General features: G+C 61.8%; 19 protein-coding genes. 10 read left to right on the forward strand and 9 right to left on the reverse strand.

The genetic code is table 11. The annotated features are described in order from the left end of the window. Nucleotides 1-29: 29 nt before the first annotated feature. From AAFN47_RS21425 to AAFN47_RS21440, 4 genes are all read right to left on the reverse strand, one after another. Nucleotides 30-1031, reverse strand: a complete 1002-nt coding sequence (locus AAFN47_RS21425; RefSeq protein WP_499811301.1) for a DctP family TRAP transporter solute-binding subunit — start codon at nt 1029-1031, stop codon at nt 30-32. 339 nt (nt 1032-1370) lie between these two features. After that, on the reverse strand, nt 1371-2744 hold the full coding sequence (locus AAFN47_RS21430; protein ID WP_499811302.1) for a sigma-54-dependent transcriptional regulator: 1374 nt from the start codon (nt 2742-2744) through the stop codon (nt 1371-1373). Continuing rightward, nucleotides 2744-4495, reverse strand: a complete 1752-nt coding sequence (locus AAFN47_RS21435; protein ID WP_499811303.1) for a sensor histidine kinase — start codon at nt 4493-4495, stop codon at nt 2744-2746. The genes AAFN47_RS21430 and AAFN47_RS21435 overlap by 1 nt, the downstream gene beginning before the upstream one ends. A gap of 41 nt (nt 4496-4536) precedes the next feature. Then, on the reverse strand, nt 4537-5178 hold the full coding sequence (locus AAFN47_RS21440) for a 2-dehydro-3-deoxy-phosphogluconate aldolase (RefSeq protein ID WP_499811304.1): 642 nt from the start codon (nt 5176-5178) through the stop codon (nt 4537-4539). 164 nt (nt 5179-5342) lie between these two features. Here AAFN47_RS21440 and trhO point away from each other — a divergent pair, with 164 nt between their 5' ends. Beyond that, a complete protein-coding gene (gene trhO, locus AAFN47_RS21445) occupies nt 5343-6281 on the forward strand; it encodes an oxygen-dependent tRNA uridine(34) hydroxylase TrhO (RefSeq protein ID WP_499811305.1) in 939 nt (312 codons plus the stop codon). A gap of 48 nt (nt 6282-6329) precedes the next feature. On the opposite strand, the gene AAFN47_RS21450 is transcribed toward trhO, so the two are convergent. After that, complete coding sequence (locus tag AAFN47_RS21450) at nt 6330-7352, reverse strand: Fe(3+) ABC transporter substrate-binding protein (protein WP_499811306.1); 1023 nt, start codon at nt 7350-7352, stop codon at nt 6330-6332. A 221-nt stretch (nt 7353-7573) separates the two neighbouring features. Between AAFN47_RS21450 and rirA the strand changes: the two genes are divergently transcribed. Continuing rightward, nucleotides 7574-8038 carry an iron-responsive transcriptional regulator RirA gene (gene rirA, locus AAFN47_RS21455; protein ID WP_499811307.1) on the forward strand — a complete coding sequence of 155 codons (465 nt, stop codon included), beginning with the start codon at nt 7574-7576 and terminating at the stop codon, nt 8036-8038. A 63-nt stretch (nt 8039-8101) separates the two neighbouring features. Here rirA and AAFN47_RS21460 read toward each other — a convergent pair whose 3' ends face one another. Beyond that, complete coding sequence (locus tag AAFN47_RS21460) at nt 8102-8383, reverse strand: SCP2 sterol-binding domain-containing protein (RefSeq protein WP_499811308.1); 282 nt, start codon at nt 8381-8383, stop codon at nt 8102-8104. 141 nt (nt 8384-8524) lie between these two features. Here AAFN47_RS21460 and AAFN47_RS21465 point away from each other — a divergent pair, with 141 nt between their 5' ends. Further along, nucleotides 8525-9676, forward strand: a complete 1152-nt coding sequence (locus tag AAFN47_RS21465) for an acyl-CoA dehydrogenase family protein (protein ID WP_499811309.1) — start codon at nt 8525-8527, stop codon at nt 9674-9676. Nucleotides 9677-9684: 8 nt separating this feature from the next. Here AAFN47_RS21465 and AAFN47_RS21470 read toward each other — a convergent pair whose 3' ends face one another. Further along, nucleotides 9685-10077, reverse strand: a complete 393-nt coding sequence (locus AAFN47_RS21470) for a hypothetical protein (protein ID WP_499811310.1) — start codon at nt 10075-10077, stop codon at nt 9685-9687. A 465-nt stretch (nt 10078-10542) separates the two neighbouring features. Here AAFN47_RS21470 and AAFN47_RS21475 point away from each other — a divergent pair, with 465 nt between their 5' ends. Genes AAFN47_RS21475 through AAFN47_RS21485 form a run of 3 tightly spaced genes read left to right on the forward strand, consistent with a single transcriptional unit; the run spans nt 10543 to nt 17173 of the window. Further along, nucleotides 10543-13881 carry a transglutaminase family protein gene (locus tag AAFN47_RS21475; protein ID WP_499811311.1) on the forward strand — a complete coding sequence of 1113 codons (3339 nt, stop codon included), beginning with the start codon at nt 10543-10545 and terminating at the stop codon, nt 13879-13881. 4 nt (nt 13882-13885) lie between these two features. Then, the gene (locus AAFN47_RS21480) at nt 13886-16291 is read left to right on the forward strand and encodes a circularly permuted type 2 ATP-grasp protein (protein WP_499811312.1); all 2406 of its coding nucleotides are present in this window, start codon (nt 13886-13888) and stop codon (nt 16289-16291) included. Between the two features lie 3 nt (nt 16292-16294). Beyond that, nucleotides 16295-17173, forward strand: a complete 879-nt coding sequence (locus AAFN47_RS21485) for a transglutaminase family protein (RefSeq protein WP_499811313.1) — start codon at nt 16295-16297, stop codon at nt 17171-17173. A gap of 12 nt (nt 17174-17185) precedes the next feature. Here AAFN47_RS21485 and AAFN47_RS21490 read toward each other — a convergent pair whose 3' ends face one another. Beyond that, nucleotides 17186-18085, reverse strand: coding sequence for a LysR family transcriptional regulator (locus AAFN47_RS21490; RefSeq protein ID WP_499811314.1), 900 nt, complete (start codon nt 18083-18085; stop codon nt 17186-17188). Between the two features lie 125 nt (nt 18086-18210). On the opposite strand from AAFN47_RS21490, the gene AAFN47_RS21495 reads away from it, so the two are divergent. Genes AAFN47_RS21495 through AAFN47_RS21510 form a run of 4 tightly spaced genes read left to right on the forward strand, consistent with a single transcriptional unit; the run spans nt 18211 to nt 22336 of the window. After that, nucleotides 18211-19497, forward strand: coding sequence for an FAD-dependent oxidoreductase (locus AAFN47_RS21495; protein ID WP_499811315.1), 1287 nt, complete (start codon nt 18211-18213; stop codon nt 19495-19497). Next, nucleotides 19498-20775, forward strand: coding sequence for a TRAP transporter large permease (locus AAFN47_RS21500; protein ID WP_499811316.1), 1278 nt, complete (start codon nt 19498-19500; stop codon nt 20773-20775). Nucleotides 20776-20807: 32 nt separating this feature from the next. Further along, nucleotides 20808-21791 (forward strand): TRAP transporter substrate-binding protein, encoded by a 984-nt coding sequence (locus tag AAFN47_RS21505; protein ID WP_499811317.1) that lies wholly within the window; start codon nt 20808-20810, stop codon nt 21789-21791. A 47-nt stretch (nt 21792-21838) separates the two neighbouring features. Beyond that, nucleotides 21839-22336, forward strand: coding sequence for a TRAP transporter small permease (locus tag AAFN47_RS21510; RefSeq protein ID WP_499811318.1), 498 nt, complete (start codon nt 21839-21841; stop codon nt 22334-22336). On the opposite strand, the gene AAFN47_RS21515 is transcribed toward AAFN47_RS21510, so the two are convergent. Beyond that, nucleotides 22333-23529: an MFS transporter gene (locus AAFN47_RS21515; protein WP_499811319.1), complete on the reverse strand. Its 1197-nt coding sequence runs from the start codon at nt 23527-23529 to the stop codon at nt 22333-22335. The two genes, AAFN47_RS21510 and AAFN47_RS21515, sit on opposite strands and share 4 nt — an antisense overlap. Between the last annotated feature and the right edge of the window lie 30 nt (nt 23530-23559).

A 23559-nucleotide genomic window follows, 5' to 3' on the forward strand; every position in this document is an offset into this window, starting at 1 on the left:
CGCGGGCATCCGGTTTATCCGGTGAACAATCAGCTGCTTGAGTTGGAATCCACCGCAGCCTGGATGACATCTTCACCAATGTCGTCCTTGAACTGGTCCCAGACGGGTCTCATCGTTTCGACCCAGATCTTGCGCTGCTCGGGCGTAAGCTCGCGAATTTCACCGCCTGCGGCGATGATGCCCTGCTTGGCTTCTTCGTTGATCGCCGTAGCCTGTGCATTGGCCTTCTGCACTTCTTCGGCGAAGATCGTCACGAACTGCTCGCGAACATCCTGGGGCAGGCTGTCCAGCCAGTCGGTCGAGGTAATCGCCAGATAGGTGAGAAGCTGGTGGTTGGTCTCGGTGACGCCATCCTGCACTTCAAAGAACTTCTGCTTGTAGATGTTGGACCAGGTGTTTTCCTGACCATCCACAACGCCGGTCTGCAATGCGCCGTAAACTTCCTTGAAGGCAAGTTTCTGGGCGGAGGCGTCCATCGCCTCGATCATGGCGACCGCGACGTCCGATGTCTGAACGCGGAACTTCAGGCCATGCGCGTCTTCCGGCGTCAGAAGCGGCTTGTTCGCCGAAAAATGCTTCAGGCCGTTATAGATATACCCAAGACCGGTATAGCCCTTGTCCTCGACAGCGCCGAGCATCTCCTGTCCGACCGGGCCTTCCGTGAAGTTGTTGACTGCATCCATGGAGGAGAACAGGAACGGCAGGTCAAAGAGGCGATACTTCTTCGTATAGGCCTCGAACTTGGAAAGCGATGGCGCGGCGACCTGAACGTCGCCAAGCAGCAGGGCTTCCATCACCTTGTCGTCGTCGAAGAGGGTGGAGTTCGCATAGACCTCCATGCAGGCCTTGCCATTCATCTCTTCGTTGATGCGCGCCGCAATGGCGGTGGCGGCGTCGCCCTTGGGATGGCCGCTGTCAGCAGTCACGTGACTGAACTTGATGACGATTTCGCCATCGTCACAGGCAGCCATCGCCTGACCTGCCGACGCGAAGAGTGCGATTGCCGAAACGGCGCCTAGTAGTTTCTTCATAGTCTCCTCCAGAGAGCCTTGGCTCTTGCTGTTAGCGAACGGCTTTGCCCGTTCGACCTCATTTGCTCTTCCGGCCCGGGGCCGGCTCAATACGTCATGCTGTTTCAGGGATGCGCTTCGATCTGCAGTGTCGATACGAAACTGCCCCTCCCCAAAGACAACGTGCCGTCATTACATCCTTAGCAAGCATCATGCCAAACCTGGGAAGGTCCGGCAATTATCAAAATTTATGCATGAATCAGAAAGACATGGGAAGATTGCGCCGCATCAGACCGCGCAGGCGCTACTGCAACATTGGGTAGTCTGCGACACAACCTGAAGGGGGCAATGGGCAGGAATCTACACATCGGCCTGTCCGTCTTTTCCGGCGTCCTCCACATCTGCGGTCACGCCGAGCCGCTTCATCTTGTCGTAGAGCCCTTTTCGGGAAATTCCGAGCGCCTCGTACACCGGTCGCAACGCGCCGTTGTGGCGCGCTATTTCAGCCTCGATCGCCGCCTTTTCGAAGGCGGCCACCCGCTCGGCCAGCGTCGCGTCGGGATTGCCGGCGACGTCTGACCGGTCGTCGAAACCCGACCACATGCCGAGCACGAAGCGGTCGGCGTAGTTGCGCAGTTCCCGCACATTGCCCGGCCAGTCATGCGACAGCAATTGCAGTTCCAGGGCGTGGTCGATCGGCGGTATCTCCCTGCGATATCGAGCGCGCGCGTCCCGCGCCAGATGGAAGAAAAGCAGCGGAATATCGTCCTTGCGGTCTCTGAGCGGCGGCAGGGTGAGGGTCACCACGTTCAGCCGATAATAGAGATCTGAGCGAAAAGCACTCTTGCGCCCTTCCGCCTCCAGATCGAATTTCGTCGCCGCCACAAAGCGGACGTCAAGCGGAACGAGATCGTTCGAGCCCAGTCGTTCAATGCAGCGATGCTCGATCGCCCGCAGCAATTTGGCCTGCAGGTCGAGCGGCATGGATTCGATTTCGTCAAGAAAGATCGTGCCGCCATTGGCGTGTTCGAGCTTGCCGATACGCTGTTTCTGCGCGCCGGTAAATGCGCCGGGTTCGTGACCGAACAGTTCCGACTCGAAAATGTCGGCCGGTAGCGCGGCGCAATTAATGGCGACGAAATTGCCGCCGGAACGCGGGCTGTAATCGTGCAGCGCACGAGCGACGACCTCCTTTCCGGACCCTGTTTCGCCGACGATCAGCACATCGACGTCGGTGTCCGCGACCGCGCTGATCTGACCGCGTAGTTTGACGATCGGCGCAGAGCGGCCGGCGAGTCGCTGGATCAGGTCGTGACGCTGGTCCAGTTCATTGCGCAATGTCCGGTTTTCAAGGACGAGCCGGCGTTTCTCCAGCGCCCGCTCGACGACCGTGGACAATCTGGAGACGACAAAGGGTTTCTCGATAAAGTCATAGGCGCCGGCCCGCATCGCCTCGACCGCCATCTGCACATCGCCATGCCCGGTGATCAGGATCACCGGATAGGCGGAATCGACCGCAAGAACCTTTTTTAGCAGCGCCATGCCGTCGTCGCCCGGCATCCGGATGTCCGTGACGACCACCGCATAGTCGTCACGTCCGAGCCGCGCGACAACATCTTCCGAGCCCGCATGCGCCGTGACGGGCAGGCCCTCGAGTTCCAGCCCCTGGGCAAGCGCATGGCGCAAATCCTCGTCGTCGTCGACCAGATGCACTGTCGGGGAATCGTCGCTCATTACTCCGCCGCCTTCCTGTGGCTGTCGGCGCACCGCAGCCATATCACGAACCGCGCACCGCCAAGCGCGCTTCTTTCCAGAGCGATCCGTCCGCCGAAATCGCGCACGATTCCGCTGGCGATCGAAAGACCGATGCCGATGCCGCTGCCGACGCTCTTGGTCGTGAAGAAGGGCTCGAACACGCTGTCGGCGTTCTCGTCGGAAACGCCCGGTCCGTCGTCGTCCACGCACGCCGCCACATGGCCCTCGTCGTCGCACGACAAGCTGACGATGATCCTGCCATGTCCCCTGTCTCCAATCGCGTCGACCGCATTGTTGATCAGGTTGACGAACACCTGCGAAAGTCGGATGCGTCCGCCGAGCACCTGAGGCAGGTCGTCCGGCGGGTTCCATTCGATCACGACGCCGGCCTTGTTGGCCCGCGGCTTCGTCAGCATCAGGGCTTCATCAACGATCGGGGCAAGCGCGACCGGCTTCACGCTCGTGCCGGGTTTGCGCGAAAAGGAAAGCAGGCTGCGCGAGAGCCCCGCCATGCGATCGACCAGGCCGGTAATGCGGCCGAGATTGTCGCGGACGCTGTCGATGCGATCCTTTTCGAGCAGTCTGACCGAATTGTCGGAATAGGTGCGGATCGCCGCAAGCGGCTGATTGAACTCGTGGCTGAGCGCTGCGGACATCTGACCGAGCGCCGCCAGTTTTCCCGCCTGGACGAGTTCGGCCTGGGCCTTGCGCAAGCGCTCTTCGGCTTGCCGCCTTTCGTCGATTTCCTGCGACAGGGACAGGTTTGTTTCGCGCAAGGCGCGGGTGCGCTCCCGGACCAGCCGCTCGAGTTTCAGCGCCGTCGATCGATCTCTGCGCATGCGCAGGATTTGCGCTTCGCGCCACTGGACGAGGGCGAACAGACCGGCGCCGATCAACAACACCACGAGGGCGGCGATCACACCGCCGACAACGCTCGCCGAAAACAACGGCCGCCGGTCGGTCAGCACATGCAACTGCCAGTCCAAAAGTGGAAGGTCGCGTGAAAGGTCGTCCCCCGGAAGCACGCTGTCTCCATCCCGATACTGCAACGCCTCACCGTTCATCGTCGCAAGGGAGGAAAAGGGTTGCAGGCGCCATTCGGGTCGATTGCTGAGGAAGATGGTGCCCGTGCGATCGATCACATAAACAGGATCCGGCGACAGCGACCATGTCGCCTCCACTGCATCGAAATTGACGTAAACCGCCACATGGCCAAGCAGCCTGGAACCTTGTCGAACGCCGAATGCGAAGGCGTAGACGCGACGGCCGTCGCCGGTAATCAGCGCCTGTCGACCAAGCCGGCCCTGCGCTGAAGCGCCAAGCAAGGCGCGCTGTTGTGCGTGTGATACGGGAAAGTCGTAATCGGCTGAAGCCAGAACGCTGCCGTCGGGCCGCAGGAAAGCCACGTCCTCGGCTCCTGACATGCCCGAAATCTCGATTGCCTTGCGCTTGGCTTCCGCAGCGTCTCCTGCGCCATCGAACAACGCGATGACGGATTTCTCCTGGGCCAACAGAGGCGGCAGCAGTCGGTACTTGTCGAGGATACCCGTCAGCGCCTCCGTCTGGACGGCGAGCGTTTCCGCCGCTCTGACCTGCAACTGCCTTTCCGCCTGCATGCGCAATAAAAGACCGCTACCATAGGCGGCGGCGGCGCCGACGACGATTGTCAGGAGCAGGGCTGCCAGCTGCAGCTGGCGAAACGACCTGCGAATGGTGTATCCGCTGACCATCCCGACAATTTATTCAGTTTTGTCGCGGAACGCCATCTGCGTCAGGACGCGGTCAGGGCGCAGGCTTCTTCAGCGAGGCGGGTGATCGCCTTCCAGTCGCCGGCCGTCACGAGTTCCTTCGGTGCGACCCAGGAGCCACCGACGCAGACGACATTGGGCAGTGAAAGATAGGTCTTGGCGTTGGCGGGCGTTATTCCGCCGGTCGGACAGAAACTGGTTCCGGCAAGCGGCGAGGACACGGATTTCAGGAAAGCGGCGCCGCCGGCTTGCTCGGCCGGAAAGAACTTCATGACGCTGTAGCCTTCCTCGCGCAGGCTCATCACCTCGCTGACGGTCGCAGCGCCAGGCAGCAGCGGGACGGGCGCCTTGCGGGACACGTCGAGCAGTTCCTGCGTCGTGCCGGGCGTGACGATGAATTTCGAGCCGGCCCGCATTGCCTTTTCGAACTGCGCGGCATTGAGAATGGTTCCGGAGCCAACCTCCGCGCCCTCCACCTCGTCGGCCACGGCGCGGATTGCATCGAGCGCCGCCTCCGTGCGCAGCGTGATCTCGATCGCCTTCAGACCGCCGGCGACGAGCGCGCGCGCCAGCGGAATGGCGGTCGCCACGCTGTCGACCGCAAGCACCGGTATGACCGGCTGCAAGGTCAGGATGGAAAGCAGTTTTTCGGTCTTCACGCCCATGTCGCCCCCGGCAAGCCATTGAAACACGTTACCGTCGATACCCCGCCATGCCGGCCATGTCCATACAAGCGCAAGAGTAGCGCCAGAACGACGAACAGGGCGAAAGCGCACAGAAACCCACGCAACCGTTGCACATCCGGGTTTCCGGTTATAATGCAACGGCCATGAACACACATGATACGACATCGCGCGCGACAGACGATTTTCTGGTCGCCGCCCTCTATCATTTCACGCCGCTGCCGGAGTTCGCGTCACTGCAGGCGCGCCTGCAGGAGGTCTGCGTGAACAATGGCGTGAAGGGCACGCTGCTGCTTGCGTCCGAGGGGATCAACGGAACGATCGCCGGACCGGACGACGGCGTCCGCACGGTCCTCGACCATCTGCGGTCGATCCCGGCCTTCAGAGGCCTGGAGCACAAGGAAAGCCGCGCTTCGGACATGCCGTTCAACCGGATGAAGGTTCGACTCAAGAAAGAGATCGTGACGATGGGCGTCGAAGACATCGACCCGCTGAAAAGCGTCGGAGCCTATGTCGAGCCAAAAGACTGGAACGCGCTGATTTCCGACCCGGACACGATTCTTGTCGACACGCGCAACGACTACGAGGTAGCCATCGGGAAGTTCCGGGGCGCCGTCGACCCCGAGACGAAGTCGTTTCGCGAGTTTCCCGGCTGGGTGCGCGACCACGAAGAGATGCGCAAAAAGCCCAAGGTCGCGATGTACTGCACAGGCGGCATACGGTGCGAGAAGGCGACGGCGTTCCTCAAGGCCGAAGGATACACCGAGGTCTTCCATCTCAAAGGCGGCATCCTGAAATACCTTGAAGAGGTCCCGGAAGAGGAAAGCCTCTGGGAAGGCGCCTGCTTCGTCTTCGACGAACGCGTCTCCGTCGAGCACGGCTTGAAAGAAGGGCCGCACACATTATGCCACGCCTGCCGTCATCCTTTGACGCCGGAGGAAACGCAAAGTCCGTTCTACGTTAAAGGTGTGAGCTGCCCGCATTGTCATGAATCGCGCAGCGAGGAAGACCGGGCGCGGTTCCGCGAACGCCAGAAGCAGATCGAGCTTGCGAAAGAGCGCGGTCAGAAGCACATCGGCGAATAGAAAAGGCGACCGCAATGGCCGCCTTTCAGAACTTGCTGATATTCGAAATCAGTTGTTGAATCCGACCTTATCGACCAGTTCGGACGCGGTCTTGCGGTGGATTGCAATGTCTGCCAGCGGAAGCGTGTCTGGCTTGATGTCTCCAAACGACTTGACGATGTCGGACGGCTCGACCCCTTCGGCGACCGGATATTCGAAAACCTGCTCGGCGTAGATCTTCTGGCCTTCCGGACTAGCCAGAAACTCCATGAGCTGGACCGCAGCGTCCTTGTTCGGAGCGTTCTTGGCGAGCGCCATGCCGGAAATATTGACGTGCGATCCGCGGTCTGCGGAGTTCGGAAAAAGCACCTTGATGGAATCAGCCCACTCTTTCTGTTCCGGCTCCTTTTCGTTGGTCTTCATCAGACCGACATAGTAGGTGTTGCCGACGCCGAGATCGCATTCACCGGCATAGATGCCCTTCGCCTGGGCGCGGTCATTGCCGGTGGGTTTGCGCGCCAGATTTTCCTTGACGCCTTTCAGCCACGCCTCGGTTTCGGCTTCGCCATGATGCGCGATCATCGAGGCGATCAGGCCGATATTGTAGATGTGCTGTCCACTGCGGATACAGATCTTGCCCTTCCACATCGGATCGGCGAGATCTTCATAGGTGATCGCGTCCTGCGCGACCCTGTCCTTCGAGGCATAGACCACGCGCCCACGCGTGGTTACCCCGAACCAGTGGCCGTCCGGGTCACGATACTGGGCCGGTATCGACGAATTGACGTCATCGCTTTCGACAGCTTCGGTGACCCCTTCGTCCTTGGCGTTGCTCAGACGGCTGATGTCGACGGTCAAAATGACGTCGGCCGGAGAGTTTTCTCCTTCCGCCTTGATCCGCTCGACCAGCCCCTTGTCCAGAAACAGAACATTGGTCTCGATGCCTGTCTTCTCAGTGAAAGCGTCCAGCAGGGGCGCAATCAGGTCCGGCTGGCGATAGGAGTAGATATTGACTTCATCTGCGAAGGCGACGCCCGCAGTGGCGACTGCAAAGGCTGCGCACAGCACCGTTTTGCTAAACTTGTTTTTCATGGCGTTTCCCCTCGATGGTTCTTTCACTTTAAAACATGATAGCGGGTGTCCATATTGACTGCAATAGAAACAAGATAATCACAATCATGTTATTTCGACCCGGAACACCAAAAAACCGCACAGGGAGGATACCGCTATGCATTACTCGTTCGTCTTAAAACTTGACACATGCAATCTAAATAAATAGAATGATTCTAAATTAGAGACAGGTGAGCAATCCCATGCGGGTGACCAAACAGACAAATTATGCAGTCCGGATACTGATGTATTGCGCTGCCAATCCGATGGAACTGAGCCGCGTGCCGGAGATTGCGAAAGCTTACGGCGTGTCGGAACTCTTCCTCTTCAAGATCCTCAAACCGCTGGTCAGGGCGAAGTTGATCGAAACCGTCCGCGGCAGAAACGGCGGCATCAAGCTGGCGCGTCCGGCCGAGGAGATCACCCTCTTTGACGTGGTGCGTGAAACGGAAGACAGCTTCGCGATGGCCGATTGTTTCGAAAACGAGGACTCCGATTGTCCGCTGGTTGACAGTTGCGCCCTGAACTCGGCGTGGCGGGAAGCGCTCAACGCCTTTCTCATGTCTCTTTCGAAACACACGATCGCCGATCTTTCGGCTTCGCGTTTCGACATCATCGGACGGCTGGGCATTCCAACGGGAGAGCCCTTGGCCGCCGCGGCGCGCTGACCCGGACTTCGCCCCTGCCCGCCATGGCGACGACAGGGGCGTTTTTTCGTCAGCAATTCCGGTTTAAAGAACCTGGCTGAGCTTCATTGCGACGCCCATGTCGCCCTCGATCTTGAGCTTGCCCTGCATGAAGGCCGCCGTCGCGTCGAGGTCTCCGGCGACGATTGATTCCAGGTCGTCGAGGCTCAGGCCTATCGTGCAATCGGCTTCCTTGTCTTCCGTGGTGACCGTCTGGTTGTCGATGACGAGAACGCCATCGTCGCCGCAGTCGAATTTCACGACATTGCTGAAGGAACCCTGTTCCACGCGCGGCCGAATGGTCTCGGCGATATCGGAAATGCTCATTCGTCGTCTCCTCTGAGGTGATGTGTTGTCGGGCGGCATATAATCGTCATCGCGGTCCGGCGCCAAGTAGGCCGGCGAAAAATAATGACGTTGACGTAAAGGTAAATCAGTGGAATTCTCCTTTCGCCGGGAGGAAGGCCAATGAAATTCACGGACGAGCACCGACAACTGGGCGCGACGGTCGCCCGGTTCGTCGAGACGGAGATCAATCCGCATGTCGACGCGTGGGAGGACGCGGAGCAGCTTCCCGCCCACGAGCTCTTCGGCAAGCTGGGTCAACTTGGGCTTCTCGGTGTTAAATACGACACCGCCTGCGGCGGCCTCGGGCTCGATTTTTCCTATTCCATGGTGATGGCCGAAGAACTCGGCGCAGTGCATTGCGGCGGCGTGCCGATGGCGATCGGCGTCCAGACGGATATGTGCACGCCGGCGCTCGACCGCTTCGGATCGGACGAGCTGAAGCAGGAGTGGCTGACGCCCTCCATCGCCGGCGAGCTGGTCGGCTGCATCGGCGTGTCGGAAGCCGGCGGCGGCTCGGACGTCGCGGCGCTGAGGACAACGGCTGTTCCGGACGGCGACGACTATGTCGTCAACGGCTCGAAGATGTGGATCACCAACGGCATGCAGGCCGACTGGTGCTGCCTGCTCGCCAACACCGGCGAAGGCCCGGCGCACCGCAACAAGTCGCTGATCATCGTGCCGCTCGATTCGAAAGGCGTCACGCGACAGAAAATCCACAAGATCGGCATGCATTCATCCGATACGGCCGAACTCTTCTTCGACGATGTGCGCGTGCCGAAGCGCAACCGCATCGGCCAGGAAGGCATGGGCTTCACCATGCAGATGCAGCAGTTCCAGGAGGAGCGCCTGTGGGTGGCGGCCTCCAGCCTGAAGTCGCTCGACCGGCTGATCGACGAAACCATCGCCTATGCGCGCGAGCGACGCGCCTTCGGCAAATCAGTCCTCGACAACCAGGTCGTTCACTTCCGGCTGGCCGAACTGCGCACCGAGGTCGAGAGCCTGCGCGCGCTGACCTGGCGCGCCATCGAGGATTATGTCGACGGCAATGACGCCACGCGGCTCGCCTCCATGGCGAAACTGAAATGCGGCAGGCTCTATCGCGAAGTCGCCGACGCCTGCCTGCAATATTGGGGCGGCATGGGCTTCACCGCCGACAATCCGGTGAGCCGCGCCTATCGCGACGGCCGGCTTGGTTCCATCGGCGGCGGCGCGGACGAGATCATGCTCGGCATCATCTGCAAGCTCGAGGGAACGCTGCCGGCAGGCCGCTGAATCCCGGATCAGGCGTTGGCCCGACCAGCCGGACTGTCCGCCGAGAACAGAATGAAGGCGAACAGCAACACGCCTATCAAGGTGATGATCGAGGAAACCGCGACGACCGGCTCCATCGCCGGATTGCCCGACAGGTACAGATAGAGCGCGATCGTCATGACGACGACGCCGAAGGTGTAGATCGCGTACTGGACGCGCGCCATCATCCCTTCCGCCTTGCCAGGCGCCAGCGCAAAATAGATGCCAAAAATCGCCATCGTCACCCAGCCGAGCAGATTTGCGTGGGCGTGGGCGCCGATGACGTCATGATTGCCGGATATCGCCATTTTCAATCCCATGACGAGCCCGACGACAAGAAAGATGATTGCAGTCTGGAAGTAGAGTGTTGCAAGTCTCGGCATGACGGGCTCCTGGCTGGTTGGTTCGAGATTCAGGCCATCTCCACCGCCTGACTTGGCGTTCCACGGGAATTCACGAACGTCAGCCGGCCAGGACGGGAACAAGCACCGTTAGCGCTAATCCTGCTTCTGTCAAGCGGCGTGAGCCGGCTTGCAGGGACTGCGCGCTGGAAGCTGTTTTCGGGTGAACCGAACAATGAGATTGACATTCCTGCTCCTGGCGATCCCACAATCGCGAATACTGTTTGTGCATCGCCGCCGTTTGTGAAACCATTGCGGCCCACACGCATTTTCTGGTGGAGCAAATTTGAAATGTGGGTCCCGCAAGACGCGAACTCGTTTTCAAATGTCAAATTTGAAGCTCCACTGAAAATGTAATCCAGCTATTGGTCCTGAAGATTCCGACATTTGCTCCAGGACGAGTCGCATCGAGACGCAAATGTCGGAATCGGACCACTAGTAGTCGACATGTCAATCAAAGCCTCAATCTATCATCTCACCCACTACCGCTATGACCGTCCGGTGACGCTTGGCCCGCAGATAATCCGTCTGCGCCCGGCGCCGCACAGCCGAACGCGGGTCATCTCGCATTCGCTGAAGGTCGCGCCGACGAAGCACTTTGTAAATCACCAGCAGGATCCGTACGGCAACTGGATGGCGCGGTTCGTGTTTCCCGAACCGGTCAGGGAATTCAAGATCGAGGTTGATCTGGTCGCCGACATGACGGTCTACAATCCGTTCGATTTCTTCGTCGAGGAAAGCTCCCAGGAATGGCCCTTCGACTACAGCGAGGACCTGTCTCCGGATCTCGTGATCTATCGCACGCCCGAACCGGTCGGACCGCTTCTGGGCGACTACATGCAATCGATCGACCGCTCGATCGATCGCACAGTCGATTTCATCGTCAATCTCAATGCGCAACTCGCAGGCGACATCGGCTACGTCATCCGCATGGAGCCCGGCGTCCAGACTCCTGAAGAAACCCTGGAGCGGAAAACCGGCTCTTGCCGCGACACGAGTTGGCTGCTCGTCCAGATATTGCGCAATCTCGGATTTGCGGCGCGGTTCGTGTCGGGCTACCTCATCCAGCTCAAACCGGATCTGGTGTCGCTCGACGGGCCGGCGGGAACCGACCATGACTTTACCGACCTGCACGCCTGGACCGAGGTCTATATTCCCGGCGCCGGCTGGATCGGCCTCGACCCGACCTCCGGACTTCTGACCGGCGAGAGCCACATACCGCTGGCCGCCACCCCGCACTATCGCAACGCCGCGCCGATATCCGGCATGGCGAGCGCCGCCGATGTCGATTTCGACTTCGATATGCAGATCAGGCGCACGGCCGAACATCCGCGCATCACCAAGCCGTTTTCGGAAGAAGCCTGGGCGGATCTCGACCGGCTTGGGCATGAAGTCGACCAGTCGCTCGCCGCCGGCGACGTGCGGTTGACCATGGGCGGCGAGCCGACCTTCGTCTCGATCGACGATTTCGAAGCCGACGAATGGAACACGGAAGCCGTCGGACCGACCAAGCGCGAATTCGCCGACAAGCTCATACGCCGCCTGCGCGACCGTTTCGCGCCCGGCGGTTTCCTGCATTATGGCCAGGGCAAATGGTATCCCGGGGAAACCCTGCCCCGCTGGACCTTCTCGCTCTACTGGCGCAAGGACGACACGCCGATCTGGTCCGACGAAACGCTGATCGCCGCCGAGTCATCTGAAACGAAGGCGACGCCGGCGCAGGCGGAAATCCTGTTGAAGACCATCGCGGACGAGCTCGGCGTCGACAACAGCTTCGTTGACGCGGCCTTCGAGGATCCGGCGGAGTGGATCGTCAAGGAAGGCAATTTGCCGGAAAACGTGACGCCCGAGAACTCTAAGCTGAAGGATCCGGAAGAACGCTATCGCATCGCGCGGGTATTCGGGCGGGGTCTCACCGAGCCTTCCGGTTACGTCCTTCCGATCCAGCGCTGGCAGGCCAAGGCCGGGGAGCCGCGCTGGCAGACCGAAAAATGGAAGACCCGCCGCGGTCATCTTTATCTGGTGCCGGGCGACAGTCCCGTCGGCTACCGGCTGCCGCTTGGAACGCTGCCCTACATTCCGCCGGCGCAGTTTCCCTACATCAATCCCGCCGACCCGACCGAAGAGCGCGGGCCGCTGCCCGATTTCTCGACACAGGACGGCGTCGCCGCCAATCAGGGCGCGCGTGGCCAGCCCATGGCCTCCTTCAACGCGATTGAACCGGGTCAGCAGATCGTCGAACAGCATATCGGCGATCTGGATGGCGCCGTGCGTACGGCCATGTCGGTGGAACCGCGCGACGGACGGCTCTGCGTGTTCATGCCGCCGGTGGAAAAGGTCGACGACTACCTGGAACTCGTGGCGGCGGCGGAAGCCGCAGCCCGCAAGATCGGCATGCCCGTTCATATCGAAGGCTACGCGCCGCCCGGCGATCCGCGCATGAACGTCATTCGCGTCGCGCCCGATCCGGGCGTGATTGAAGTCAACATTCACCCGGCCGAGAGCTGGAGCGAGTGCGTTTCGATTACAGAAGCCATCTATGAGGAAGCGCGGCAAACGCGCCTCGGGGCGGACAAGTACATGATCGACGGCAAGCACACCGGCACCGGGGGCGGCAATCACGTCGTCGTCGGCGGCGGCAAGCCGATTGACAGCCCTTTCCTGAGGCGTCCCGATCTTCTCAAGAGCCTGATTTTGCAATGGCAGCGCCACCCGAGCCTTTCCTATCTTTTTTCCGGTCTGTTCATCGGCCCGACGAGCCAGGCGCCCCGGATCGACGAGGCGCGCCACGACAGCCTCTACGAACTGGAGATCGCGCTTGCACAGATACCGGCGCCCGGCGAAGGCGCGGCGCCGCTTCCCTGGCTGGTCGACCGGTTGCTGCGCAACATCATGGTCGATGTGACCGGAAACACCCATCGCGCCGAAATCTGCATCGACAAGCTTTACTCCCCGGACGGGCCGACCGGACGGTTGGGCCTTGTCGAGTTCCGCGGTTTCGAGATGCCGCCGGATGCGCGCATGAGCCTGGCCCAGCAGGTGCTGATACGCGCTCTGATCGCGCGCCTGTGGCACAGCCCGATAGGCGGAAAGCTGACGAGATGGGGCACAGTGCTGCATGATCGCTTCATGCTGCCGCATTTCGTCTGGGAGGATTTTCTGGACGTGCTGAGGGATCTGGACGAACACGGTTTCCGCTTCCGGCCGGAATGGTACGAGGCGCAGGCCGAATTCCGTTTCCCCTTCTGCGGCGAGGTCGAATATGAGGGCGTGCATCTGGAATTGCGGCAGGCGCTTGAGCCCTGGCACGTTCTGGGGGAGACCGGAGCGATCGGCGGCACCGTGCGCTATACCGACAGTTCGGTGGAGCGTCTTCAAGTCAAGCTGACGACGACGGATCCCGACCGCTATATCGTCGCCTGCAACAGGCGGACGGTGCCATTGAGCAAGACGGGCGCGGGCGGCGTGGCCGTGGGCGGCGTCCGCTACAAGGCCTGGCAGCCGGCCATGTCCCTGCATCCGGTGCTGCCCGTCAATGCGCCGCTGACATTCGACATCTTCGACAGCTGGACGGGGCGGGCGCTCGGTGGTTGCGTCTATCACGTGGCGCATCCGGGCGGCCGCAATTACGAGACGTTTCCGGTCAACGGCAACGAGGCCGACGCGCGCCGTCTTGCGCGTTTCGAGGCGCTCGGCCATACTCCGGGCGCCTATGCGCCGCAGCCGGAGACGCCGCATGGAGAGTTTCCTCTGACACTCGACCTCCGGCGGTCACCCGGATTCTGATCTCATGCCCGTTCAAGGCGCCGCGACGATTCCAGATGCGATTGCACGGTTGGTGTCAGCCTACCGGACCATGCCCGGCGTGCCTGACGAACTGATGAGCGAGGCCGGCGCCGTCCGGCCTGTCTGGCTGAACCTGCTTGACGCGCTGTCGAACATGACCCCGGACGAACTCTCCTCCCGGATGGCGCGCGGTGACCAGTATCTGCGCGACGCCGGCGTTTTCTACCGCCAATACGACGCCGACAAGGTCTCCGAACGCAACTGGCCGCTCAGCCACATGCCGGTGCTGATCGACGAGGACGAGTGGACGACAATCAGCGCCGGGCTGATCCAGAGAGCCGACCTGCTGGAAAAGGTGATCGCAGACATTTACGGCGACAATCGTCTGGTGGCGGATGGCCATATTCCCGCCGAACTGGTCGCCAACAATCCGGAATGGCTGAGACCGCTGGTCGGCGTCGAGCCGCGCTCCGGCCATTTCCTGCATTTTCTTGCCTTCGATATCGGCCGCGGGCCCCAGGGTCAGTGGTGGGTGATCGGAGATCGCACGCAGGCGCCGTCCGGCGCCGGTTTCGCGCTGGAAAACCGGATCGCCACGACCCGGGTCTTCGCCGAAACCTACGCCAATTCGCATATCCATCGCGTCGCCGGTTTCTTCCGCACCTTTCGCGACAGCATGCTGGCGTTGCGCGGCGGCGATGAAGGCCGGGTCGGCATCCTGACGCCCGGCCTGATGAACGACACCTATTTCGAACACGCCTATATCGCCCGTTATCTCGGCTTCATGCTGCTGGAGGGCGAAGATCTGACCGTGACCAATGGCGAACTGATGGTGCGGACGGTCGCCGGCCTCAGGCCGGTCAGCGTGTTGTGGCGACGCCTCGACGCTGTCTGGGCCGATCCCCTGGAACTGGACGAGAATTCGCGCATCGGCACGCCGGGACTGCTCGGCGCGATCCGCTCCGGCAATGTCACAATGGTCAATGCGCTCGGCTCCGGCATTCTCGAAACCCGGGCGTTCCTCGCCTTCCTGCCGCGCATCAGCAGGGCGATCAACGGCGAAGCGCTGTCGATCCCGAATATTGCGACATGGTGGTGCGGCCAGAAAGCCGAACGCGACTACGTCAAGGCGCATGCCTCCGCCATGACCATCGGCAACGCATTTGCAACCCGGCTTCTTTCGGATTTCGACGATGTCTCGGCCGTCGGCGGCGCATTCAACCGCGAGATCGGGCAGTCGCTGGAGGACTGGATAGACCAGGGCGCCGGACAGCTTGTCGGGCAGGAAGCCGTCATGCTGTCGACAACACCCGCCTTTCAGGACGGTACACTGACGCCGCGGCCTATGAGCCTGCGGGTTTTTCTGATGCGGACGGCCGACGGCTGGCAGGTCATGCCGGGCGGTTTCGCCCGTATCGGCAAATCGGACCGCAGCGCGGCGCTCGCCATGCAGAAGGGTGGCTCGGCGGCCGATGTCTGGATCGTCTCGAAGAACCCGGTTTCCCCGGACACGATGCTGTCGCCGACGGCGGCGTCGTTCATGCGCAAGCAGACCAGCGCGCTTCCGAGCCGCGCCGCAGACAATCTCTTCTGGTTGGGGCGCTATGTGGAGCGGGCGGAAAACATGATCCGTCTTTTCAGGGCCTACCACGTGCGATTGTCGGAAACGCAGGGCGCAGGCACGCCGTTGCTTCAGTCCTTGCAGGACTACCTCAAGGGCATGGGCTCCGATCCGGACACCCCTTTTCCCAAGGGCGTCGTCGCCACGCTGCAATCCGCCTCGCACGCCGCCGGCAATGTGCGCGACCGGTTTTCAGTCGACGGTTGGACGGCCCTCGACGATCTGACGCGCGCAGTCGAGGACATGCAGAGAAACTCGCTGCCCGGCGCCGACATGGCCGGCTCCATGAGCGTTCTGCTGCACAAGCTTTCCGGCTTCTCCGGGCTTGTCCACGAGAACATGTACCGATTTACCGGATGGCGTTTTCTGAGCATCGGCCGCTCACTCGAACGGGCGGGCGCGCTGCTCGCCGCGCTCGCATGGTTCGCCGACGAGGAGGCGCCTGAAGGCGGACTAGACCTCGCCATCGAGATCGCCGACAGCTCCATGACTCACCGGCGACGTTACGCGGTGGCGATAAACCGGTCGACGGTCGTCGATCTTCTGGCCCTCGACCCGCTCAATCCGCGCTCCGTCATCTACCAGTTGAACGATATCAGCACCCATATCGGCTTCCTGCCGGGCGTCGATCCGCACCAGCGGCTGACCCCCTTGCAGCGCTCGGTGCTCGAGGCGCAGACCAGCCTTTCACTGAAGACGACCGAGACGGTTGGCACGGACGAATTGCTCGAACTCGGACAGAAGGTGACGGCCATTTCCGAGCATCTGGCCGCGGCCTATCTGAGGTAGGCCATGTTCTACGACATCACGCTCCGCATCGAATATGTCTACGATCATGACGCGGATTCCAGCCGGCACATGGTGCGGCTCTATCCGGCCGACCTGCCGGGAAAGCAGCGGCCGGTCGCAGCCAATCTCACCGTTCAGCCGAAGCCTGGAGAATGGATCAACCGGTTCGACTATTTCGGAAACAACTTCATCGAACTGGCCTTCACCGAAGCGCATCATGAAATCGCCTTCACGGTCCAGTCGAGGGTCGAGATGTTCGAGACGAGCCCGCTGTTCGACATGTCGCCCCGCCTCTCCGAACTCGGCCGCGACATTGCGGCGCAGACGCGGCTTGAACCCTGGTCGCCGCATAATTTCATCGGCCCCTCGCCACGCGTCGTCATCGACGAGGCGACGCGTTGCTATGCGCGTGAGGCTGCAGGCGGCGATCCGAATACTCTGAAGGCCGTGCATGCGATTGGATCGGCGCTGCATCGCGACATGCGGTTCGACCCGGAGGCCACGACCGTCGACACGCCGATGCTGGAGGCGTTTCACGCCCGCAACGGCGTCTGCCAGGATTTCACCCACATCATGATTTCCTGCCTTCGCGGCATCGGAATTCCGGCCGGCTATGTCAGCGGCTTCCTGAGAACCATCCCCCCACCCGGGCAGCCCCGCATGGAAGGCGCAGACGCCATGCACGCCTGGGTGCGCGCCTGGTGCGGCTGCGAAATCGGCTGGGTCGAATACGATCCGACCAATGCGATCGCTGCGAACACCGATCACGTGGTGATCGCCCGGGGACGCGATTATTCCGATATCGCACCGGTGCGTGGCGTCATGCGCAGTTACGGAGACCACAAGACGACCCAGTCGGTCGACGTCGTCCCGGTGACCTGAAAATGAACTAAGTCATCTGACTGACTCTATTTCTCTGATCTGGCCCTCCACCATTCCTGCGAACACTTCGGCGATCTGCGACAGCGGCGCAGACGGGTTGTAGAACAGGTTGAGAGGGAAGGCGACCTCCTCCTCGAGCGGCACCGGGCATACGCCGTAATCCTCGGCTCCGTGCGCCGTCAGGCTGTCGAGGAGAGTAATCCCCAGCCCGTGACGCACCATCGCCAGCGCCGATACGGTCAGCCGGACCCGTATCAGCGGGTCGATAATCACGTTGCTCTTCTGGCACAGTTCCTCAATCATCTTCTGCTGGAACTGGTGTCCGTGAAATCCGACGAACGGTTCCCCGGCGAGTTCTCTCACAGACACGGCGCGGCGTCCGGCCAGCGGGTGGGTTTTCGGCGTCAGGCAGATCAGCCGCCCCTCGCCCAGCCTCCGGCTTATTATTCTCGGATCGTCGATGTCGTAGATCGTCAGCGCCAGATCCACCTGCTGGATCAGCAGTTGCGGCACGATCTCCTCGATGTAGAGGACGTCGAGCGACAAATCGATGTCCGGTTTTTCCGCGTGCAGCGAAGCCAGCGCATGGGGAACGATGGACAGCCCGAGACCGGGCGAAACGCCGATAGACAGTTCCCCTTCTTGCTGGCCTCTGGCGACGGCGAGCCGCCGATTGAGCCGCACCACTCTGTCGTGGATCGCCTCGAGGTCATCCATCAGCGTCGCCGCCTCTGGAGTGGGGACGAACCCATGCGGCCCGCGGTCGAAAAATGGGATGCCGACGACGCTCTCGCTGTGTCTGAGCATGCGGCTGACGCTCGGCGTCGATACGTGCAGCATTTTCGCAGCTCCCGTGATCGATCCCGTAAGCATCACCGCGCGCAACACTTCGATCTGTCTCAGGCTCAGCATGGATCCACTCCTCGATGCGGACGTGATTAGCATTCTGCTAACATGGCGGCAACGAATGTTAATTGACGCGAGGCTTCCGGTCCAATTTTCTGACGCCGGGAGCCAACCGCTGTCGGGGGAGGACTATGCAGAGCAGTCGATACGAGTGTGACGTCTTCGTTCTGGGCGGCGGCATGGCCGGCTGCATGGCTGCGATCGCGGCGTCCAGAAGCGGCGCGCGGGTTCTGCTGGCGGAAAAATCCGGATTCCTCGGCGGCGCGGCGACGGCCGGTTCGGTCTCGCAGTTCGTCGGCTGGTCCACCCGCGCCGGCCGCCAGGTCGTGCGTGGCCTTGCCGACGAGGTGATCGACGTTCTCAGGAAGGAAAGCGGCGCCGGCGACATGGGCCGCTTCGTCATGTCGACCGGCAATATCATGGACCGGATCGAGTATGACGCGGACTTGCTCAAGATCGTCCTCGACCGGATGACGACGGACGCCGGCGCGTCGGTGGTCTTTCATTCGATGCTGGCGGCGGTCTCGAAGGAACAGGACTCGGTCCGTTCCGTGCACCTCGCCGTCCCGGGCGGCGTGATGAACGTTCGCGCGGCCGCTTTCGTCGACGCCTCGGGCGACATGGCCCTGCTGGACGGTTCGGGGTCGGAATTCCTGCCCGATGACGGCGCAAGCCGGCAGCCGGCGACGATGATGTTCTCCATGGCCCCGGTTGACTTCGAACGCCTGAACGGCGTGACCCGCGACGAAAAAACCGCGATCATCGCGCAGGGCCTTGCGGCGGGCGATCTGACGCGGGCCGCCCTGCATCATTCCAGGGTTCCCGGCAGCGATGTCGCCTGGTTCAATATTTCACGCGTCGTCGTCGACCCGTCGGACCCGTTTTCCCTGAGCGCCGGCGAAATGGAGGGACGCCGACAGGCGCTGCGGATCTCGCGGTTTCTGCGCAGCGCGCTGCCCGGTTGCGAGCACGCGCGGCTGAACCAGATCGCGCCGATTCTCGGCATTCGGGACACCCGCAGAATGGCCGGCGACCACGTGCTGACGGTCGAGGAACTGCGCCAGGGGGCAAGCTTCACCGATACGGTAGCCTGCGGCGCCTATCCGGTCGATATCCACCATGGCGATTCCGCGGAGCTGACCTTCGAGGAGTTCGGGGAAGATCACTTCTACCGGATACCCTACCGTTCGATGCTTCCAGCCGGTCTTTGCAACGTCGCGGCGGCCGGTCGCGGAATATCGGCGGAACGCGAAGCCTTCGCCGCGCTGCGCGTCATGCCAAACGCGATGGCGATGGGACACGCCGTCGGCATCGCGGCGCATATTGCGGCGAGCCGGCACGCCGGCGCGTTTCGAGACGTTTCGGTTCCCGAGTTGCAGGACGCGCTTCGCCGACAAAACGCATTTCTGGGGAATTGAATGGCGCTCGCGGCTCTTTTCATCAGCTTCACGATCCTGATGCTTCTCGGCGCGCCGGTCGCGCTCGCGATGGGCGTCGCGTCGATGATCTACATGTTCTTTTCAGACATTCCCGCGACAGTTCTGATCTTCTCGATGGTGGACAGTCTCGGCGGCATCACGCTGCTCGCCATACCGTTCTTCGTGCTTGCCGGCGAAATCATGAATTCCGGCGGCGTCACCAAGCGGATTTTCGAGTTCGCCAATCTTCTGGTCGGCCATGTCCGCGGCGGACTGGCGCATGTGAACATCGTGTCGAGCATGTTCTTCGCCGGTATTTCCGGATCGGCCGTCGCCGACACGGCCGGCCTCGGCAGGATCGAGATCCGGGCGATGACAGAAGCCGGCTATCCGAAGCCGTTCTCGGCGGCCGTCACCGCTGCATCGAGTTGCATCGGACCGATCATTCCGCCGTCGATCCTGATGGTCCTTTACGGGACAATGACGGATGTCTCGATCCCGGCCCTGTTCCTCGGCGGCCTCATTCCCGGCGTCATGCTCGGCGTCTTCATGATGGTCTATGTCTATTTCGCCGGCGGCCATTACGTGTCGCCAGGCAAGCGGGCGAGCCTGCGCGAAATCATGAGGAGCGCCGGCCGCAACATTCTGCCGCTGCTCACCCCGGTCGTCATTCTGGCCGGACTGGTTTTCGGTCTCGTCACGCCGACCGAGGCCGGCGTGGTCGCCGTCGTCTACGCGCTCACCGTATCGGTCGTCCTCGGCGATCTGCGGCTTGGCAATCTCGCGCCGATGCTGACCGAAACCCTCATCACCTCGACGCAGATCCTGTTCATTCTGGCCATGTCGACGCTTTTTGGCTGGCTGGTGACAACCGAGCGGATTCCGGAGACGCTCAGCGCCATATTTGCTGGTTCGGGATATGGAGAAATCGCGTTCCTGGCGACGATCAACGTGCTCTTGCTGATCCTCGGCACGTTCATGAGCCTGACGTCGATCCTCATCATTTTCACGCCCACGCTCATCGGCATGGCGACGTCTCTGGGCGTCGACCCGGTGCATCTGGGCGTCGTCGTCGTGCTCAACCTGACGGTCGGCCTGATAACCCCGCCGGTCGGATGGGCGCTGTATATCGTCACCGAAATCGCGGAAATCCGGTTCGCCGAGACGGCGCGTGCGATCCTGCCGTTCCTCATACCGATTCTGCTGGTGCTGCTGCTGATCACCTACGTTCCGGCGCTCGTGCTTTTTCCCACCGAACTGCTGTTCGGCGGGGTTTGACTGCAAGAAACATCAAAGGAGGAGAAACCCAGATGATGAAGACAATGACCGCCGCGGCGGTATTCGCCGCCGCCGCAATTGCGCCGCTCGCGACAGCCAGCGCGCAGACCGTGCTGCGCCTCGCCTGCCCGTCGGCGCCGACAAACCCAACCTGCCAGACCGCCAGTCGGTTCGCCGAAGACGCCAACAGTCTGTCAAACGGCGCGCTCGACGTGCAGGTCTTCCCGTCCGGCCAGCTTGGCAAAGGCAAGGAGGCGATCCAGCAGACTCAGGCGGGAATCATCGACCTCGTCGTCGAGGACATTTCCAACTACGGAAACTTCGTGAAAGACTACAACATCGTCTCCTGGGGGTTCGCCTTCCGCGACGAGGATCATTTCGAGGCGTTTCTGGATTCCGAACTGCAGACGGACATGGCGGAGGATCTGCGCAAGAAATTCGGGCTGCGGCTTTTGTCCGTCAAATGGGCGAAACTGCCGCGGGTGGTCGTGTCGACGAAACCGGTCTTCACGCCCGACGACGTCGTGGGCCTGAAATTCAGGGTTCCTGGAATTCCCTCCTACATCAAGACATGGGAAACGGTCGGCGCCAATCCCGCCTCCGTTCCCTGGGGCGAATCCTTCCAGGCGCTCAAGACCGGCGTCGTCGACGCGATGGAGTCGCCCTTCGATTCCGTCGTCAGCCAGAAATTTCACCTGGCGGCGCCCTATGTCACGCGAACGGACCATGTCTTCGCATCGATTACCCTGGCCATGAACGAAGCGAAGTTTCAGGGCCTGACGGATGAACAGAAGGCGGCGCTAGAGGAGGCGGCCGCAAAGGCCGCGGACTTCTCCCGAGGCCTCGCCGACGAGAGCGCGGAATCCGTCGTCCAGTCCATCCTTGGCGACGGCGGCTCCGTGATCATGATCAATGTGAAGCCTTTCCAGGACAAGCTCCAGGAGGCCGTCGCCGAGCAGGAGGACGAAGGCTTGTGGAGCAAGGGACTGATGGAAAAGGTCCAGGCCATACAGTAGGAAGAAAGCGGGCTGGAAATCGCCGACTTCCGGCCCGCGACACCGTCATGATGAGATCACTCGACGCATTTCTCGATATCCTCTCAAGGATTTACCTGCGCCTGTCGCAGGCGCTGCTGGTCGCCCTTGTCGCCGGGGTCTTCTGGCAGGTCATCTCGCGCTATGCTTTTTCGAAATCGATCATCGGTCTCGACGAACTGACCAAATTCGCCCTCGTCTGGATCACCTTCATGATGGCCGTCGTGCTGCATCGTAGAAATCGGCATATCTCCATCACGATCCTCACAGACGCCGCGTCGGACAGCTTCAGGAGAACCGGCAAGATAATCACCGGGGTCGCGACGATGGCGCTGTGCGTGTTCGTATATATCCAGCTCTGGAATGTATGGGGATTTCTGGGCCTGGTGTCGCCGGTGTTCGAAATCCCGGACTACGCCTACCGTATCGCCCCGCTGTTCGCCTTCGGCCCGATTTTCCTGCAGGAATGCGTCAACCTCGCGCGCAACGCCGGGCGAGCGGCTCCGGACGGCGCCGCCCGGGATTAGCCGATTTCCCTTTCCGCATTGAACAGTCTGACCAGCGGCCGCATGGCGAGCACGCCGAGAAACGGACCGATTGCGAGGCACGCCAGCAGCGTCGGCCAGCCGAACGCGGCCGCGAATAGCGGCGTAATCTGCACGGTCGCCACGGTCAGCAGGAAACCGAGAGCCGTTTGCAGCGTCAGCAGGCTGCCGGCCCATTCGGGCGGGACGAAATCCGCGACCAGCGCCGAAAACTGCGCCGAGTCCGGGATCACAGCGATGCCCCACAGCACGAAAAGCGCAAACGTCAGCGCCGGAGGCCCGCCAAAACTGAACGCTGTAAGGATGGCGAGCGATCCACTGGCGATCATGGCGATGATCGCGACCCGCGCCTTGCCGATCCTGTCCGCATAAAGGCCGGCGATGACGCAGAACGGAGCGCCCGCCGCGATAGACACGAAGGCCGTCAGCTTGCCCAGGCTGCGCGCCGCTTCAGGATCGAGCGTGAGCGCATAGGAGGCTGCCGCCGCCGCGGCGCCCCAGGCCCACAGGACATAGAGTTCCCACATGTGGCCGAAATAGCCGAGATAGGCCGAGCGCACGCGCGCATCCGTCCACGCCAGCCTGATGGCCTCCGGACGAAAGGCCGGCGCGCGGCGATGATAGGGGCCAAGCTCTGAAATCAGCACCAGGCATCCGCCGGCCGCGGCAACCAGCGAGCCGGCGCCGAGCGCCATGCGCCAGTCAGCCCCGCCGAGAAAGGCAAGTCCGTAGGGAACCGATTTCCCCAGCGTCAGCATGCCGACGAGAATCCCGACCAGCAGGCCTCTGTCCCGCAAACCCCATCCGACAGTGATTTTCATGCCGACCGGATAGACGCCCGCCATCAGCGCGCCGGTTGCAAAGCGCAGCAGGACCGCGCCGAACCCATCAATCGGGATGAGCAGCAGAAGCGCATTGGCGCCGGCCGTCGCGACCGCGCAGGTCGCCAGCAGCTTGCGCGGATCCAGCCGGTCGGCGAGCCCCGAGACGGCGATCGTGAGGGCGCCTATGACAAATCCAGCCTGGACGGCGCTCGAAAGCAGTGATTGCCGGGCCTTCGTCAGCCCGACCTCGGCGGAAATCTCAGGCAGGATCGCCGCCGTCATGAACCACAGGCACATCCCGGACGCGGTGGCCGCGAGAAGAAACAGAAGCGTGCGCGCCTTGGGGGTCATCGACTGTCATGCCTGAGAAATGAAACGGCG

Source organism: Hoeflea sp. CAU 1731 (genome assembly GCF_039888615.1).
In the GTDB taxonomy this organism is placed as follows: domain Bacteria; phylum Pseudomonadota; class Alphaproteobacteria; order Rhizobiales; family Rhizobiaceae; genus Flavimaribacter.

Coding starts and splice junctions, on each gene's coding strand:
- AAFN47_RS21425 (WP_499811301.1), bottom strand. CDS start 1,031: ATGAAGAAACTACTAGGCGCCGTTTCGGCAATCGCACTCTTCGCGTCG.
- AAFN47_RS21430 (WP_499811302.1), bottom strand. CDS start 2,744: ATGAGCGACGATTCCCCGACAGTGCATCTGGTCGACGACGACGAGGAT.
- AAFN47_RS21435 (WP_499811303.1), bottom strand. CDS start 4,495: ATGGTCAGCGGATACACCATTCGCAGGTCGTTTCGCCAGCTGCAGCTG.
- AAFN47_RS21440 (WP_499811304.1), bottom strand. CDS start 5,178: ATGGGCGTGAAGACCGAAAAACTGCTTTCCATCCTGACCTTGCAGCCG.
- trhO (WP_499811305.1), top strand. CDS start 5,343: ATGAACACACATGATACGACATCGCGCGCGACAGACGATTTTCTGGTC.
- AAFN47_RS21450 (WP_499811306.1), bottom strand. CDS start 7,352: ATGAAAAACAAGTTTAGCAAAACGGTGCTGTGCGCAGCCTTTGCAGTC.
- rirA (WP_499811307.1), top strand. CDS start 7,574: ATGCGGGTGACCAAACAGACAAATTATGCAGTCCGGATACTGATGTAT.
- AAFN47_RS21460 (WP_499811308.1), bottom strand. CDS start 8,383: ATGAGCATTTCCGATATCGCCGAGACCATTCGGCCGCGCGTGGAACAG.
- AAFN47_RS21465 (WP_499811309.1), top strand. CDS start 8,525: ATGAAATTCACGGACGAGCACCGACAACTGGGCGCGACGGTCGCCCGG.
- AAFN47_RS21470 (WP_499811310.1), bottom strand. CDS start 10,077: ATGCCGAGACTTGCAACACTCTACTTCCAGACTGCAATCATCTTTCTT.
- AAFN47_RS21475 (WP_499811311.1), top strand. CDS start 10,543: ATGTCAATCAAAGCCTCAATCTATCATCTCACCCACTACCGCTATGAC.
- AAFN47_RS21480 (WP_499811312.1), top strand. CDS start 13,886: ATGCCCGTTCAAGGCGCCGCGACGATTCCAGATGCGATTGCACGGTTG.
- AAFN47_RS21485 (WP_499811313.1), top strand. CDS start 16,295: ATGTTCTACGACATCACGCTCCGCATCGAATATGTCTACGATCATGAC.
- AAFN47_RS21490 (WP_499811314.1), bottom strand. CDS start 18,085: ATGCTGAGCCTGAGACAGATCGAAGTGTTGCGCGCGGTGATGCTTACG.
- AAFN47_RS21495 (WP_499811315.1), top strand. CDS start 18,211: ATGCAGAGCAGTCGATACGAGTGTGACGTCTTCGTTCTGGGCGGCGGC.
- AAFN47_RS21500 (WP_499811316.1), top strand. CDS start 19,498: ATGGCGCTCGCGGCTCTTTTCATCAGCTTCACGATCCTGATGCTTCTC.
- AAFN47_RS21505 (WP_499811317.1), top strand. CDS start 20,808: ATGATGAAGACAATGACCGCCGCGGCGGTATTCGCCGCCGCCGCAATT.
- AAFN47_RS21510 (WP_499811318.1), top strand. CDS start 21,839: ATGATGAGATCACTCGACGCATTTCTCGATATCCTCTCAAGGATTTAC.
- AAFN47_RS21515 (WP_499811319.1), bottom strand. CDS start 23,529: ATGACCCCCAAGGCGCGCACGCTTCTGTTTCTTCTCGCGGCCACCGCG.